Origin of the sequence: Paenarthrobacter aromaticivorans, from assembly GCF_019038615.1 — a bacterium.
In the GTDB taxonomy this organism is placed as follows: Bacteria; Actinomycetota; Actinomycetes; order Actinomycetales; family Micrococcaceae; genus Arthrobacter; species Arthrobacter aromaticivorans.
The window spans coordinates 93,552-108,210 of the sequence record NZ_JAHOPC010000012.1 but is presented as its reverse complement, the minus strand read 5'-3'; the positions used below and the strand labels follow the sequence as shown (position 1 = coordinate 108,210).

The window sequence follows — 14,659 nt, the reverse complement described above, 5'->3', positions numbered from 1 at the left end:
CGGCAGAGCAGTATTAACGTCGACGTCGGCACCCAAGGCTGGGTGCCGACGTCGAACGTTTCTTATGTGAGAGAAGATCGCCCACAAACCCGCAGGATGTGAGAGAAGATCGCCGAAAAAGCCACAGGATGTGAGAGAGGAACTAGGCTTCGGCTTTGCGGTCCTCTATGAGCTTCTGGATCGCCGGGAACAGCGGGTGCGACGGCGGAAGTTCGGTAATGCGCTCGACGGCGGCAGCCGCGTCCAGCTCGGAGAGCATGTTTGCGAGTTCCACGGCTTCGTCGTCGGATCCGTCATCGAAACGAAGGGCGGCCGACATCGCCTCCAACAGTGCTACCGGCGTGACACCACGCTCGGCGAGCTCAGCCGCGGGGCCCACAAACCGCTCGTGCCGGCCAAGCTTCCGCAGGGGTGCCCGGCCGACGCGGACCACGGTATCGGGCAGGTACGGGTTGGTGAAGCGGGACAGGATCTTCTGCACGTACGCTTCCTGCTCGGCCTCCACGAATCCGTGCTTGGCCACCAGCAGTTCCTTGGTCTCCTCCAGCACCGCCCGGACCTTCGCCGCCACGGACGGATCAGCCATGGCCTCGGAGATCTTCTCCAGGCCCGCCGCGTAGCCGAAATAGGCAGCAGATGCATGCCCGGTGTTCACGGTGAACAGCTTCCGCTCGATGTACGGGCCAAGATCATCCACAAAGGTAGCACCAGGAATGTCGGGGACGTGGTCACCAAACGGTGTGCGGTCGATGACCCATTCGTGGAACGTCTCCACAGTGACATCCAGGCCCTGGCCCGGCTCCTGATTCGGGACAATTCGGTCCACGGCAGTGTTGGCAAAGACAGCGACTGAATCCAAGTCAGCCGCGGAATCGTCCCAAGCCGCCCGGACTTCCACTTGAAGGAGGTGCGTCGCGTTGATGGCGTTCTCGCAGGCCATTATCTGCAGGGGCGGGAGTGAGGGCTCCCGCGCAGCGAGCCCACGAGCGATCACGGGTGCCACGAACTTCAGGATGTGTGGGCCCACCGCGGTGGTGACCAGGTCCGCCGTCGAGATTTCCTCAACAACGGCGGCTTCCTGCGTGCTCGAGTTCAGTGCACGGAACCGGTCAACGGTTTTAACCGCCGGGTTCTCCCCCACCTCATGGACGTCGTAGCTGCTCGCGGAAGCGAGCTGGCTGATCAGGGCGTCCGCAACATCCGCGAACACCACCTCATAGCCGGCCTCGTGGAGCAGCAACCCCACAAAGCCGCGTCCGATGTTGCCTGCCCCAAAATGGACTGCCTTCACTATGCGTTGACCTTTCCGAACAGCTCCAGCACTTCCTCAACCGTGGTTGCTTCCTCCAACTGGGCTACCTGGGCTTTGTTGGTGAAGATTTTGGCGATCGAGGACAGGATGTGGAGGTGCTCATTGTTGAGGCCAGCGACGCCGACCACGAACTTCACTTGCTTGCCACCCCAGTCGATGCCCTCGGGGTACCGAATGATGGAAACTGCCGAGTGCATGATGTGCTCTTTGGCATCGTTGGTGCCGTGCGGGATTGCCAGGAAGCTGCCCATGTAGGTGGACACGGACTCCTCGCGTTCGTGCATGGCGTGCACGTAGCTGACGTCCACGGCGCCGCGGTCAAGCAGGAGCTGCCCGGCTTCGTCGATCGCGGTATCGCGGTCGCGCGCCGATCCGTTGAGCACAACGCTTTCGGGGAGCAGGACTGCTTTACCCCCGACGACGGCGGCTGGCTCAGCTGCGTGCGCACCGTGCGTCGCGGCTGCTTCAGCTTCGACCGCTCCGTCGGCGTGGGCTGCCGCAGGGCCTTCCGTGTTGCTCGTCTTGACCAAGTCCACGATTTCGTCGTACTTGGGGCTGTTCATGAAGTTGTCCACGGAATAGTGCACCGCGCTGGAAGTTCGCGGCTGGGCACGTTCCGTAAGGTCCTGATGGGTGACCACAACATCGTAGGTGTCACTCAGGTTGGCGATAGCCGAGTTGGTGACCTTGACGTCCGGGAAGCCGGCTGCCTTGATCTTGTTGCGCAGCACCGAGGCGCCCATGGCACTGGAGCCCATCCCGGCGTCGCAAGCGAACACGATGTTCTGCACCGGCCGGGTCAGCACGGCAACGTCGCTGCGGCCACCATGGTCACCCACCAGGGCCGAGGAGACAGAGCTCTTCTTGCCCTTCATGGCTTCCATGCGGGATGTGGCTTCGGAAAGGTCGTCCTCGCCCTTGTTCTTGGAGGTGCGCAGGATCACTGCAGCTATCAGGAAGGAAACGGTAGTCGCCAGGAGTACAGCCAGAATCACGCCGACGTAGCTGTCACGCGACGTCTGGGCGATAACTGCAAGGATGGAACCTGGCGCTGCCGGAGCCACTAGGCCGGAGTTGGTGATGGCCAGTGTTGCGATACCCGTCATGCCGCCACCGATGGCAGCGAGGATCAGGATCGGCTTCATCAGTACGTACGGGAAGTAGATCTCGTGGATGCCGCCGAAGAAGTGGATGATCGCTGCGCCCGGTGCCGAAGCTTTTGCTGCGCCGCGGCCGAAGAACATGTAGGCCAGCAGGATACCCATGCCCGGGCCGGGGTTGGCCTCAAGCAGGAACAGGATGGACTTTCCGTGGTCCAGGGACTGCTGGATTCCCAGGGGAGTCAGCACGCCGTGGTTGATGGCGTTATTGAGGAAGAGAACCTTTGCTGGCTCAATGAAGATGCTGGTCAGCGGGAGCAGGCCATTGTTGACCAGGAACTGGACCACCTGCCCAGCGCCATCGGTGAAAATCTTGACGAGCCACGAAAGTCCGTAGAAGCCACCCAAGGCCAATGCTGCGCCCCAGATGCCTGCGGAGAAGTTGTTCACCAGCATCTCGAAGCCGGGACGGATCTTGCCATCCCAAAGGCGGTCGAGTTGCTTGATGGTCCAGCCACCCAGCGGACCCATGATCATGGCGCCGATGAACATCGGGGAACTTGTACCCGCGATGACACCCATGGTGGCAATAGCACCCACCACGCCGCCGCGGACGTCGTAGACCATCCGGCCGCCGGTATAGGCAATCAGCAGTGGCAGCAGGTACTTGACCATGGGGCCAACGAGGCCGGGGTTGGTTACTCCCTCAGCGTTGGTCCCGAAACCGCCAAGTTCCGCGACTGGAATCCACCCTTCTTTGATGAACAGGGCCGTGATGAGGCCCCAGGCGATGAAGGCGCCAATGTTGGGCATGATCATGCCGGAGAGGAATGTTCCGAACTTTTGGACGCCAACGCGCAGGCTGGTGCGGGGCTTCGCAACGGTCTCTGTTGCCATGTGAATTCCTAACGTGTGTCCCGCAGCGGCGCGGGGTCAGTCGATATAGATCGAGAGAGAACAGCCTTAGGAGCTGCTGGAAATGCGGTGAAGCCACTCAAGGAAGAGCTTCAATTCAGAGCTGGAAAGTTGGTCTGAATGCGAGGCCTGCAGTGCCGCATTCAGGGCGATTGCCGCAACAACCACGGAGGACTTACCGGAGTCCTCCGCTGCGGCGCCACGGGCGGTATCCGTGGAGACGGCGAAAATCATGGAATCCCGGGTCATCGTTGAGAGCTCGAGGTTCCTTTCTTCCACCGGTTCGGCGATGAGCATGAGCGTTACACCCACGTTGGCCGCGAGGATGCTTCGTGCCGCTTCGCGGGGCGGCACATTGATCTGACCGGCGATGGCGGCCTTGTTCAGCATTTCTTCCAGAAGCGCTTCAGCATCGGCCACGATGGCTGGGCGGCTTTCCGGCCTGATATTGCCGAACATCACCAAATACAGGTGGGGCTGGCTCAGCCCGAACTGGACGTGGTTGTCCCACATCCGTCGGACATCTTCCAAAGGCTCCCCGGACGGTGCAAAGTCCCGCTCCCCTGCCACGTACTCTTCAAAGCCAGCGGAAACGACGGCGTCGAACAGTCCTTCTTTGTCTCCAAAGTGGTGGTAGAGCGTTGGGGCCGTAACCCCGGCCAAGGCTGTGATCTGGCGTGTAGAGACCGCTGACCCCTCCGAACTTGCCAGCAATTCAGCAGCTGCACGGAGCAACCGAATTTTTGGCGGAAGCTGGTCATCGAAACTCATAACCGCTACCCTAGCACCTATAGCGTTGCTATATGAAGTGGCTCACAACAGAATTTTGTAGGCTAATTTCACAGGCTCGTGGTGCCGTCGCCGGTGGGTCTGAACCAACACCAAGGAACAGAGGATTCAGTGCAGAATTTCCAAGGAGTAGGGGTAAGCCCTGGCCGCATCATTGGCACCGTCCGCCAGATGCCCAAACCGGTGAGTGAACCGCCGTCGGGTGAACGGTTGGCCGCAGACGTGAGTCCGGAGGACGCCGTCGCGGGCTTGAAAACCGCAGCCCAAGCTGTCCATGACGAGCTCAAGGGCCGGGCCGATTCTGCCTCCGGCGATGGCAAGGCCGTCCTGGAAGCCACGGCGCTCATGGCGAAGGACACCATGCTCCTGAAATCCGCGGCCAAGCTCATCAACGCAGGTTCATCCGCGGAACGCGCCATCTGGGAAGCCGGCGCCTCCGTTTCCGAAATGCTGCACAACCTGGGCGGCTACATGGCCGAACGCGCAACGGACGTGCTGGACGTGCGCGCCCGCATTGTGGCTGAGCTGCGGGGCGTCCCCGCCCCCGGCATCCCGGCTTCGGAGACTCCTTTCATTTTGATGGCCGAGGACCTCGCTCCCGCGGACACCGCCACTCTTGACGCCGAGAAGGTGCTTGCCCTGGTGACCTCGGGCGGCGGGCCGCAATCGCACACGGCGATCATCGCGCGCTCGCTCGGCCTGCCAGCGGTGGTTGCCGCCCACGGCGTTGACCTGATTCCTGACGGCTCCGAAGTCTTCGTGGACGGAGCTGCAGGGTTTGTGGCAGTTTCCCCCTCGGACGAGCAGCGCGCTGCAGCGACCGCCTGGGCGGAAACCTCGGCAACGCTGGCCGCCTTCGACGGAAACGGCACGACGGCGGACGGCCACTTGGTCCCGCTCCTCGCCAACGTGGGTGGGGCCAAGGATGCCGTGGCAGCAGCCGGCCTCGGCGCCCAGGGGGTTGGCCTGTTCCGCACCGAGTTCTGCTTCCTCGAGCGCGATACCGAGCCCTCCGTCGACGAACAAGCCGCAGCGTACAAGGCTGTGTTTGACGCGTTCCCCGGCAAGAAAGTAGTGCTGCGAACCCTCGACGCCGGCGCAGACAAGCCCCTCCCCTTCCTCACCGACGCCACCGAGCCCAACCCCGCCCTTGGTGTTCGCGGCTACCGGACAGACTTCACCACGCCCGGCGTTTTGGAACGTCAGCTGGAAGCCATTGCCCGGGCAGCTTCTCAATCCGAGGCCGACGTCTGGGTCATGGCCCCGATGATCTCCACGGCCGCCGAAGCCGGACGGTTCGCCTCATTGTGCGCTGCTGCCGGCATCCAAACCCCTGGTGTCATGGTGGAAGTCCCCTCGGCTGCCTTGACTGCCGCCTCCGTGCTCCGCGAAGTTGGCTTCGCTTCACTGGGCACCAACGACCTCACCCAGTACGCCATGGCCGCCGACCGCCAACTCGGGCCCCTCGCGGAGCTGAACACTCCATGGCAGCCCGCCGTCCTGAGGCTGGTGCAGCTCACAGTGGAGGGTGCAGAGCAGGAAGCATCCGGCCGGGAAGGCGGCAGCAAACCCGTGGGAGTCTGTGGCGAGGCAGCCGCGGACCCTGCCCTCGCCGTCGTACTTACCGGACTCGGCGTCAGCACACTGTCCATGACCGCGCGCTCATTGGCCGCCGTCGGGACTGTGCTGAAGACCGTCACACTGGAGCAGGCGCAGGAACTCGCCCGGCTGGCCCTCACCGCGCCCAGCGCTACCGAGGCGCGCGAGTGGGTCCGGGCCAAGCTCCCCGTGCTCGAAGAACTCGGCCTCTAAACCCTGCCAATTTCCATCAAAGGAGAAACCCATGCCTGAACGCACAGCCACCATCGCCAGCCGCTCCGGCCTGCACGCCCGGCCCGCCGCACTGTTCGCCGAAGCCGCAGGTGAGCAGCCGGTGGAGGTCACCATTGCCATGCAAGGCGAACCCGCCGATGAAGCCCTCGACGCCGCCAGCATCCTCTCGCTCATGACGCTCGGTGCCGCCAAGGGCGACGTCGTGGTGCTGCGGGCGGAGGGCGACGGGGCCGACGCTGCCTTGGACGCACTGGTGGCGTTGCTGGAGACGGATTTGGACGCGGTGTAGCTTTGGCCTGCGGGCTTGGCTGCCCGATTCGATGGTCCGCTGCGCACTAGACGGTAGGAGTCGTCTGGCCTGCAGGGAGTCATCGAATCGGGCTCACCAGCTTGAATGCCGGGCCTAAGGGAGCGCTGTCACCACCACATCCTGATACGCGGCCCGTCCATCAAACACGTTGACGCCAACCTTGCCTGAAGCCAACGCGGAGTCCGTCACGTCGATTACCTGCGCGCCGTCCACGGAGACCGTGATCCTGTTGCCGACAGCAGACGTGTCCAGGCCATAGCTCACTCCATGGCCCAAGGCTGCGGGCGTGCTCGCAATGACGGTGAATACGCCGTCGACCAGCTTGAACACACGTACCTCGCGCAGGTTGGGGTCCAGGTTCACGTAATAGGCGCTGGATCCGTCGGCGGAGGATCTCAGCAACACCGAGCCTGCACCGCCGTACCCTTTCTCCGGAGCCAGGTCCCGGTTGAGGAGCTCGCCGTTGAACGGTTCGCCGCCGAACCGCACTGTTGCCTGCACTCTCACGTTGGCGAACGCGGCTGCGCTCATGGCCGTCGAATCCTTGTCGAACGTACCTGCCAAGCCCGCGCCTGTGCTCTCCCATTTTCCGCCGGGGACCACTGAATAGGCGCCGAGGTTATGCCGGGCCGTCCCACCCGCAGCAGGCAAAATGTTCGACGGCGGGGCGGCAGTCAGGCGGGCCGTGTCGCTGAGTTGGTGTACTTTGACGGACACCAGCCGCGCATTCCCTCCGGTGGCTGTGAAGGACAAGCCTGCGGAGGAAGGGTCAGGGAAGATCAGCGACGTGATGGCCGCGGTGCCATCCCCACCGAAGACTTCCACGGAGGACGCGTCCACCAGGATTCGAAGTTTCACGCGGCGCTCGGATCCCACCACGGTGGAGCTCCAGGGGGCCGAGGAATTGTCGGCCGTCGAACCCGCGAAGTACCGGGTGAAGTCCTCCCGCCCGGCAGTGCCGCGGTCCACGGTGAGTGCGGCAGCACCGGCGTCGTACTTCACCGTCGTCTCTTGGGCGCCCGAGTCGCCATTGCCCTTCCTTAGCCCGAACGCGAAGGAGGTTGCCCCTCCGAAAGAAGGAATCCCTACCTCCGCCTCGAGTTCGAAAGATCTCCCCGCCGCGCCGGCGAGCGCATTGGCTGACGTTGGCGTGATGGTCACATCAGAGGCCTGCCAGGTGGACGTCCGCAGGGACTCTTCCTCCACAACGGGAGTCTGCGTCAGTCGGAGCCCGGCGCCGGGAACGTCAGCGAGTTTGAGCTCGCGGGGGATGGACAATTGGCCATTCCAGCGGCCTGTGGGCGGGCTGAACGCGTAGTCCCAGTTGCTCATCCAGCCCAGCATGATCCGACGACTGTCCGGCGCGCCGAAGAAGCTCATGGCTGCGTAGTAGTCCCGGCCGTGATCGGCTTGCAGCACCTGCGAAGCTGTGGTGTCCGGGGTAAACGCTGCGCCGTTCCATGTGCCCGTCACATATTGGGCTGCCGAACCGTTCGTGGCCCGGACCGCCCCAGTACTCCACCACAGGACCCACCGCTTCACGCCCGGCTGTCCCTCCACAGGCATCTCGAAGAAGTCCGGGCATTCCCAGACGCCACCACGTACCCAGTCGCCGTAGCCGAAGGTGCTGGAGAAGGTCCAGTGGATGAGATCTGTGGAGGAGTAGAAGCGGATGTGGTCGCCAGCGGCCACCACCATGACCCATTTACTGGAAGCCGCGTCCCACGTGACCTTGGGGTCGCGGAAGTCCCACCCGCCGTCGGGGCCTCCCGGGTTCTCTACTACAGGATCGGCCTGGATTGTTTGCCAAGTTCGCCCCTTGTCCTTGCTGTAGGCGGCGCGGATGGACTGGTTTCCGTTCCAAGCATCATGGTTGAAGCTGGTGTAGTAGGCGATAAGCCCGGACCCGCCGTCGAAGAGGCCACTGGAGTCGGAGGCGTCCACCACCGCCGAGCCGGACCAAGACTCCCCCGCTGCCATGCGCGGGAGGGCGATGGGCAGTTGCTTCCAGTGCATCAGGTCTGCACTGACGGCGTGTGCCCAGCGCCCGCGGTCCTGATGGAAGAGGTGGTACTCACCGTCGAAATAGACCAGTCCGTTGGGATCAGAACTGGTACCCGAGTTCTGGCTGTAGTGGTAGCCGGGCTGGTAGAGACCGTTCATGTACTGATCCGTATCGTCTGCACGGACGTTCTGGAACCAGGCCGTTCCGGTGGTCAGCAGGGCGACACCTTGCCCGGATGAGGCCGGAACCGCGCCATTTAGCACAGGCGTGCCATTAATCAAGACGGACGCTTCGCTGCCTTGGACAGTGAGCTGGACGCGGTTGAGTTGGCCGGCTTTGAAGCTGGTTGGGGGTAACGATCCGGAGTGCAGCAACGCCGACGTGGCCCGGTTGTACAGCGTCGCCGTGCCCGCCCCGGGGTCGATCCTCAGTTCCAGGCCGCCGGTGCCGTCGGTAGCGCTGCGGACCACGACTGAGGCGGTGGCCGGCGAGGTGACGGTCAGGTCCAAGGAGGCAACGACGTCGGAAGCCACCGCCGGGATGAACCGCGCCGCGGTGGCACCCGCCGCGTCCGCTCGGAGCCCCTTGGCATCGGGCTCCCAGGAGCCGGCGGCCGGACGCCAACCCTGCAACGAAGTCTCAAGTCCTCGAAGGGTCATGCTCTGGAACACAGCGGTGCCGTTGAAGGAGCCGAGCCCGACGTGGCCCGACGCATCGGCGGAATCCGTGGCGGTGATAGCGGGTGTGGCGCCGTTCGGGTCCAGGAAGTCGGTCTGCCAGTAGACGGCCAACTGGTTGCCCATGGCCGTGACCCGCAGGCGATAGACCTGGTTGAGGGTTATGGCAGTGCTGAATGTACCCAGTGTGGCATTGTCCGAGACCCGGTAAAGGCGCAAACGTCCGGCGTTCGGGTCCACCTCCGCGGCGTAACCCGCTGTGCCCGCGGCGTTGGTGCGGAACAACAATGTGCCCACGCCGTATTGCGAGCTGACCTGAATGTCGGCGGAGAAGTCGACGTCGGTGGGTAACTGTCCGGTGGCGATGGCCCGGATGTTGCTGTTCGATGGCGCAACACCGCGGAAACCGGTGGCCGAGGCCTGCCAGCCGTTGGCGGTGACAGCCCATCCGCTCAGGTTGGTATCTATGGTCCGTACGCCGGGAGTTCCGAAAGCCACGCTCCCGTTGAACGCGTGCAGGCCCACCCGCCCCGACTCGTAGCGGTAGTCCGTGGCGTCGATCCGCTTGATCCCATCCACGGCGACGTAAATGCGAGGTCCATCCACATGGACATCCACGGTGTAGGCCTGCCCCGAATTCAGCGGGAGGGACACGGGGCTTACAACATCGTCTCCGGTGGCGAGGTCGAACAACCTCACGCGGTCCAGGTTGGGGTCGATCGTCGCGGCGTAACCGGCACCGGCGTCGGGAGTTGCCCGGAAGAGGAGCGCCCCCACACCGTAGGGACTCCCGGCGTCGACCGTCACCGAGGCGGTATATCGGGCGGTTCCTGCAACCACTTGCTCGCTGGTGGCCGCCGCATTCTGGCCGGAAGGCGCGACGGCGGTGTACCCGCCGTGCGCTGTCCGGGTCCACGAACCGCTGACTCCGACGACATCCGGAATGGGGCTCGTGGTGCTGTTGAGGGTGACAGGCGCGGGGTCGAGGGCCACCGCCGGAGCAGTGACCCCCGTCCCCGCCAAGCCAACACCAAGGACCGCGGCCGTGAGGCCGGCAACTATTCTCTTATGCATTCAGATCGCCTTTGATCTCAGGGGTGAGAGAGCGTTCGCCAAAACCTCCTTTGATGTGAGAGAAGATCGGCGAAAAGCGCTCGGGATGTGAGAGAAGGATGGTTTGGGCGGGTGGTGCTAGGGGAAGAGGGGACGCGGGCCTCCCCAGGAGTCGGCCATGGTCCAGGCATCAAAGCTCGCCAAGGTGACGGCGCCCTCTTCCACTGTCAGCGTCACGCGCTCGCCGCCCAGGGTTGGGTATACCCGGGCCGTGAGCGGCTTTCCATTCGCGAAAATCTCGACGGCGGACCGGTCCACCAGGACGCGCAGGCGTACACGTCCGTCAGGCATTGGGACGGCGCCGGACTTGTCCTCCACATCCACGCCAGGATCAAGGCTGCTCCGGGTGCGGTCGAGCCGGAGGATGCCGTTTTCGCCCTCAAGGGAGCAGCTGAGTTCGATGACCGTCTCCTCAGCACCGTCTCCTGATCCGAGGACGCCCAGTTGCAGCACAGAAGCCGGTGCCAGCTGAACGTCCAACTCAAGGTCCAGCTGGTTCCCGGACACACCGGTATCCACAGGCGTACCGCCCCCGACGAGCCTCTTGCCCGGTACGCTCACGTGGTTTCGCCGGAGCTTCTCAACCTCGGGAACCGGCGCAAAGTCCAGGGTTCCGTCATCGGCCAAAGTGGTGACCCGCGGTAGGCTCATGACGCCAGACCATCCTGCCTCCACCATGGCGGCATCACTGCGGCCTTCCTGCATCCAACCGAACATGATGCGCCGGCCCGATTCATCCTCGAACGACTGCGGAGCGTAGAAGAACCGCCCACCATAGTCGAGCCGGTGCAGGGCAGCGGGCTCGAACGTGTCCCCGGAGTAGCGTCCGGTCCAATACAACGGGTGGCGGGTATCGCCGTCGTCCCAGGCAGAGAAAACCAGCACATCAGGATCCTCGTCCGGCTGAACAGAACCGAGCGAGGCAGCACCCAAAGCACCCTCCCCCGCCCTGAACAGGTCCACGCATTCCCACATGGTCCCGGTCCAGTCGGTATCTGCAGGGTCGCCCTGCGAAGCGTCGCCGATGAAGAGGGGGCCGATGTACGTCCAGGTCCGTAGGTCCGCGGACTCGTACAGGAACGCCGTCCCACCGCGCCCCCGAATGCCCGAGCCAACCAGCTGCCGCCACACCGTGCCCTCCCGCCACACGCAGTGGTCCCGGTATGCGGTGATGTCGACGCCGGCCGGAGGGGCCGCGATCACCGGGTTTTCGGACACTTTGGTCCAGGTCATGAGGTCAGCAGATCCTGTGGCAACGCAGGGCAGCTCACGCTCGTCGAGTCGTCCCGAGTACACCAAGGTGGGCGTGCCGCCGTCGTTCACCAACACACCGGACCAGCACCCGTCCGCGTCCGGACCCGCCGACGGTTCCAGGGCAATTGGCTGGTCCGTCCAGGTGACGAGGTCGGTGCTTGTGGCGTGGCCCCACTGGATGCGGTGGTGGAACGCTCCCTCCGGGTTGTACTGGTAGAAGAGGTGGTAGACGCCGTTCCACTGGCTGACGCCATTGGGATCGTTGAGCCAGCCAGCCGGGGAAACAAAGTGGAATCGCGGCCGGAGAGGATCGGCTTCAGCGCGGGCAACCAGCTCGTCACGCGGAACGGTGGCGAGCGGGTGGGTCAGTTCAGTCATGCGGAAGCCTTCTTGTCTGTATGTGCAGTCGCCAGAGGTTCAGTCGCCACGGGTTCGGTTGCCAGCGCGTGTCCGCCCGCTCCAGCCCGCGGCCGGTAGAGGTGGCAGCGCACCCAGTGGCGGTTTGCGGCATCGCCCACCTGATGGCGTACAGGCTCGGAGGCGGAGCAGGCCTGGTGGGGATCGCCGTCGAAAGCGCAGCCCGTGGAAGCCATGACAGCCTGCCGCAGCTCAGCGCGGCGGACAGGATCGTAGGAACCTGCGCGCGCCGGGTCCGGAACGGCTGACACCAACAGTTGTGTGTAGGGGTGGGCCGGGTTGGCCAGCAAGTCCAGGGACTCCCCCTCCTCCACGAGTTCGCCGGCAAACATCACCGCGGTCCGGTCGGCCAGGTAGCGTGCCGAGGCGAGGTCGTGGGTGATGTAGAGCATGGAAATGCCTTGCTCGTCGCGGAGTTTCCGCATGAGATTCAGCACGCCGATCCGCACTGACACGTCCAGCATGGACGTCGGTTCGTCGGCAAGGATGACCTGCGGCTCCACGGCGAGCGCCCGGGCGATCGCTACGCGTTGGCGCTGACCGCCGGAGAGTTCGTGCGGGTAGGAGTTGAGCATGTCGGCCTGCAGGCCAACGGTGGTCATGAGTTCCTCAAGACGACGCTGGGTTTCGGACTCCGAGCCGCCCTTCCCATGGATGGCCAGCGATCTCCGCAGGAAGTGCTCAATCCTGTGGGCCGGATTGAGCGACCCGAACGGATCCTGGAAGACCATCTGCAGCTGTGACCGGAAGGCACGGGACGCTTGGAATCGGTCGCGCTTGAGGACGTCGACGCCGTCAACCAGGATCGCGCCGGAGCTCGGCTTTTCGAGCCGGGCAACACAGCGGGCCAGGGTGCTCTTGCCGGAACCGGACTCCCCAACGAGTGCCACGATTTCGCCGCGGCCAATGGTGAGGTCCACGCCGTGCAGGGCCCGGACGGATTGCCGGGAGAACAGGCCGCCGATGGGGAACGATTTGCCCAGGCCGCGGACTTCGAGAGCGGGTGTCTGGGTGGAAACGTCCGGCCGTGTGGGGGACAGTGCAGAGTGGCTCATCGTGCTGCTCCTTCCAGAACAAGTGCTTCAGCGTCGGCGCCAAACGGGGCCACCAGATGGCCTGGTGCCACCTCGGTGAGATCGGGGATGTTCCGGAACTTCACGCCGTCGGGCAGTCCCGTGAGCGCAACGCGAGGACCGGTGAGCGGCGGGAACGCACCCATGAGCGCCTGTGTATAGGGGTGGCGGGGGTTGGCGTAGACGTCCTGGGCCTTGGCCGTCTCCACGATCCGGCCGCCGTACATGACGGCCATGCGGTGCGAGAGCTCCACCATGAGGGACATGTCGTGGGTAATGAAGAGGACGGAGAACCCGAGTTCGCGCTGGAGTTCCTTGATTTGGGCCATGATTTCCTGCTGCACCACCACATCCAGTGCGGTAGTTGGTTCGTCCAGGATCAGCAGCGACGGCTTGAGGGCAACGGCCATGGCAATCACTGCCCGTTGCCTCATGCCACCTGAGAGCTGGTGAGGGTAGGACTTCAGGCGCGAGGGGTCGATCCTGACGAGCTCCAGCAGATCGCCCGCCCGGCGGAGGGATTCCTTGCGAGAGTAACCGGCGTGCGTGGTGAAGATGTCCACGATCTGTTCGCCGATGGTCAGCACCGGGTTGAGCGAATTCATGGCCGACTGGAACACCATGGCCACGTCCTGCCACCGGAAACGCCGCAGTTCCTCAGGGCTCATGGCCAGGACATCCTTGCCGCCAAAGGAGATGCTGCCCCCGGCGATCTTGGCCGGGTCCTTCAGGAGCCGCATGATCGAGTTGGCAATGGTCGATTTCCCACAACCCGATTCACCAGCCAGCCCGAACACCTCACCGGTGCCGATGCTGAAGGAAACGCGATCGACGGCGGTGGTTGAGCGGGTATCGCCCACGTACTTCACGGTGAGGTCCTTGACGTCCAGGACGGGCTCATGGGAGCCGAAGGAGACTTGGGAGACAGTCACTTGGCGGCCCTCCTTTCTGTGGTTGCAGGGGTCTTGGGTGTCTTGATCTTCCGCAGCCGCGGATTGGTAACCTCGTCCACGGCGTAGTTGATAAGTGCCAGGGCGAAGGCGACCAAGGCGATGCAAACGCCGGAGGGAACAAAGACCCACCAGCTACCGGTCAGCAGGGCGCCTTCATTTCCGGCCCAGAAGAGGTTGTTGCCCCACGAGACCGTGCTGACATCGCCCAGGCCCAGGAACTCGAGACCAGCCTGCGCACCGATGCCGTAAATGACGCAAGCCAGCAGCGTACCCATGACGATCGAGGCCATGTTCGGCAGGATCTCGCGGAACATGATCCGGCCCGCCCGCTCGCCGGACACCACCGCCGCTGCCACGAAGTCCTTTGAACGGATGGACAATGCCTGCGAGCGCAGCACACGTGCCGAACCGGCCCATCCTGTGACCACGAGGACCAGGATCACTGTGCCAAGGCCCGGTGGCAGGAATGCGGCCAGGATGACCAGCAACGGCAGGCCGGGAAGGAGCAGGAAGACGTTGGTCACCAAAGAGAGTGCTTCGTCGATGAACTTGCCGAAGTAGGCGGAAGCAAGGCCCACCAGGATGCCGACGAACGTGGACGCGAAGCCTACGGTGAGCCCGACGAACAGTGAACTTCGTGAGCCGTGGACGGTCAGGGCGAGCACGTCCTGTCCCTTGGCGGTGGTGCCCAGCCAGTGCTCGGGGGAGGGTTCCAGCGAGGCCATCCCGGTGATCCGCGACGGATCGCCAGGGAAGAGCACGGGTGCCAGCAACGCTAGTGCGATGAACACGAGCATCACGGTCATGCCCAGCATGGCTTTCTTATTGGTGAGGAGCCCGTGGACGAAGCTGCGGTTGGGCTTGCGGACAGCGGTTGGAGTTGGCTGCTTCAGAAGTGCGGTTGTCAT

The 14,659-nt window shown here is 64.0% G+C and carries 10 protein-coding genes; 2 read left to right on the top strand and 8 right to left on the bottom strand.

Annotation, left to right across the window (positions count from 1 at the left end; genetic code table 11):
* Window positions 1-142: 142 nt before the first annotated feature.
* From KSW38_RS17890 to KSW38_RS17880, 3 genes are all read right to left on the bottom strand, one after another.
* Window positions 143-1,291, bottom strand: coding sequence for a mannitol-1-phosphate 5-dehydrogenase (locus KSW38_RS17890; protein ID WP_216926286.1), 1,149 nt, complete (start codon window positions 1,289-1,291; stop codon window positions 143-145).
* A complete protein-coding gene (locus KSW38_RS17885) occupies window positions 1,291-3,309 on the bottom strand; it encodes a PTS mannitol transporter subunit IICBA (RefSeq protein ID WP_216926285.1) in 2,019 nt (672 codons plus the stop codon). The genes KSW38_RS17890 and KSW38_RS17885 overlap by 1 nt, the downstream gene beginning before the upstream one ends.
* Before the next feature lie 66 nt (window positions 3,310-3,375).
* The gene (locus tag KSW38_RS17880) at window positions 3,376-4,098 is read right to left on the bottom strand and encodes a TetR/AcrR family transcriptional regulator (protein WP_216926284.1); all 723 of its coding nucleotides are present in this window, start codon (window positions 4,096-4,098) and stop codon (window positions 3,376-3,378) included.
* 129 nt (window positions 4,099-4,227) lie between these two features.
* Between KSW38_RS17880 and ptsP the strand changes: the two genes are divergently transcribed.
* Window positions 4,228-5,928 (top strand): phosphoenolpyruvate--protein phosphotransferase, encoded by a 1,701-nt coding sequence (ptsP, locus tag KSW38_RS17875; RefSeq protein ID WP_216926283.1) that lies wholly within the window; start codon window positions 4,228-4,230, stop codon window positions 5,926-5,928.
* Window positions 5,929-5,959: 31 nt separating this feature from the next.
* The gene (locus KSW38_RS17870) at window positions 5,960-6,238 is read left to right on the top strand and encodes an HPr family phosphocarrier protein (RefSeq protein ID WP_216926282.1); all 279 of its coding nucleotides are present in this window, start codon (window positions 5,960-5,962) and stop codon (window positions 6,236-6,238) included.
* A 114-nt stretch (window positions 6,239-6,352) separates the two neighbouring features.
* Here the strand turns inward: KSW38_RS17870 and KSW38_RS17865 are convergent, their stop codons facing one another.
* The 5 genes from KSW38_RS17865 to KSW38_RS17845 form a co-directional block, all read right to left on the bottom strand.
* Window positions 6,353-10,015 carry a glycoside hydrolase family 32 protein gene (locus KSW38_RS17865; protein WP_216926281.1) on the bottom strand — a complete coding sequence of 1,221 codons (3,663 nt, stop codon included), beginning with the start codon at window positions 10,013-10,015 and terminating at the stop codon, window positions 6,353-6,355.
* 117 nt (window positions 10,016-10,132) lie between these two features.
* Window positions 10,133-11,686: a glycoside hydrolase family 32 protein gene (locus tag KSW38_RS17860; RefSeq protein ID WP_216926280.1), complete on the bottom strand. Its 1,554-nt coding sequence runs from the start codon at window positions 11,684-11,686 to the stop codon at window positions 10,133-10,135.
* A complete protein-coding gene (locus KSW38_RS17855) occupies window positions 11,683-12,780 on the bottom strand; it encodes an oligopeptide/dipeptide ABC transporter ATP-binding protein (RefSeq protein WP_216926279.1) in 1,098 nt (365 codons plus the stop codon). Before KSW38_RS17855 ends, KSW38_RS17860 begins: the two co-directional genes overlap by 4 nt.
* Window positions 12,777-13,730 carry an ABC transporter ATP-binding protein gene (locus tag KSW38_RS17850; RefSeq protein WP_216926278.1) on the bottom strand — a complete coding sequence of 318 codons (954 nt, stop codon included), beginning with the start codon at window positions 13,728-13,730 and terminating at the stop codon, window positions 12,777-12,779. The genes KSW38_RS17855 and KSW38_RS17850 overlap by 4 nt, the downstream gene beginning before the upstream one ends.
* Complete coding sequence (locus KSW38_RS17845; RefSeq protein WP_216926277.1) at window positions 13,727-14,659, bottom strand: ABC transporter permease; 933 nt, start codon at window positions 14,657-14,659, stop codon at window positions 13,727-13,729. Before KSW38_RS17845 ends, KSW38_RS17850 begins: the two co-directional genes overlap by 4 nt.

Coding starts and splice junctions, on each gene's coding strand:
- KSW38_RS17865 (WP_216926281.1), bottom strand. CDS start 10,015: ATGCATAAGAGAATAGTTGCCGGCCTCACGGCCGCGGTCCTTGGTGTT.
- KSW38_RS17860 (WP_216926280.1), bottom strand. CDS start 11,686: ATGACTGAACTGACCCACCCGCTCGCCACCGTTCCGCGTGACGAGCTG.
- KSW38_RS17885 (WP_216926285.1), bottom strand. CDS start 3,309: ATGGCAACAGAGACCGTTGCGAAGCCCCGCACCAGCCTGCGCGTTGGC.
- KSW38_RS17855 (WP_216926279.1), bottom strand. CDS start 12,780: ATGAGCCACTCTGCACTGTCCCCCACACGGCCGGACGTTTCCACCCAG.
- KSW38_RS17880 (WP_216926284.1), bottom strand. CDS start 4,098: ATGAGTTTCGATGACCAGCTTCCGCCAAAAATTCGGTTGCTCCGTGCA.
- KSW38_RS17870 (WP_216926282.1), top strand. CDS start 5,960: ATGCCTGAACGCACAGCCACCATCGCCAGCCGCTCCGGCCTGCACGCC.
- KSW38_RS17845 (WP_216926277.1), bottom strand. CDS start 14,659: ATGACAACCGCACTTCTGAAGCAGCCAACTCCAACCGCTGTCCGCAAG.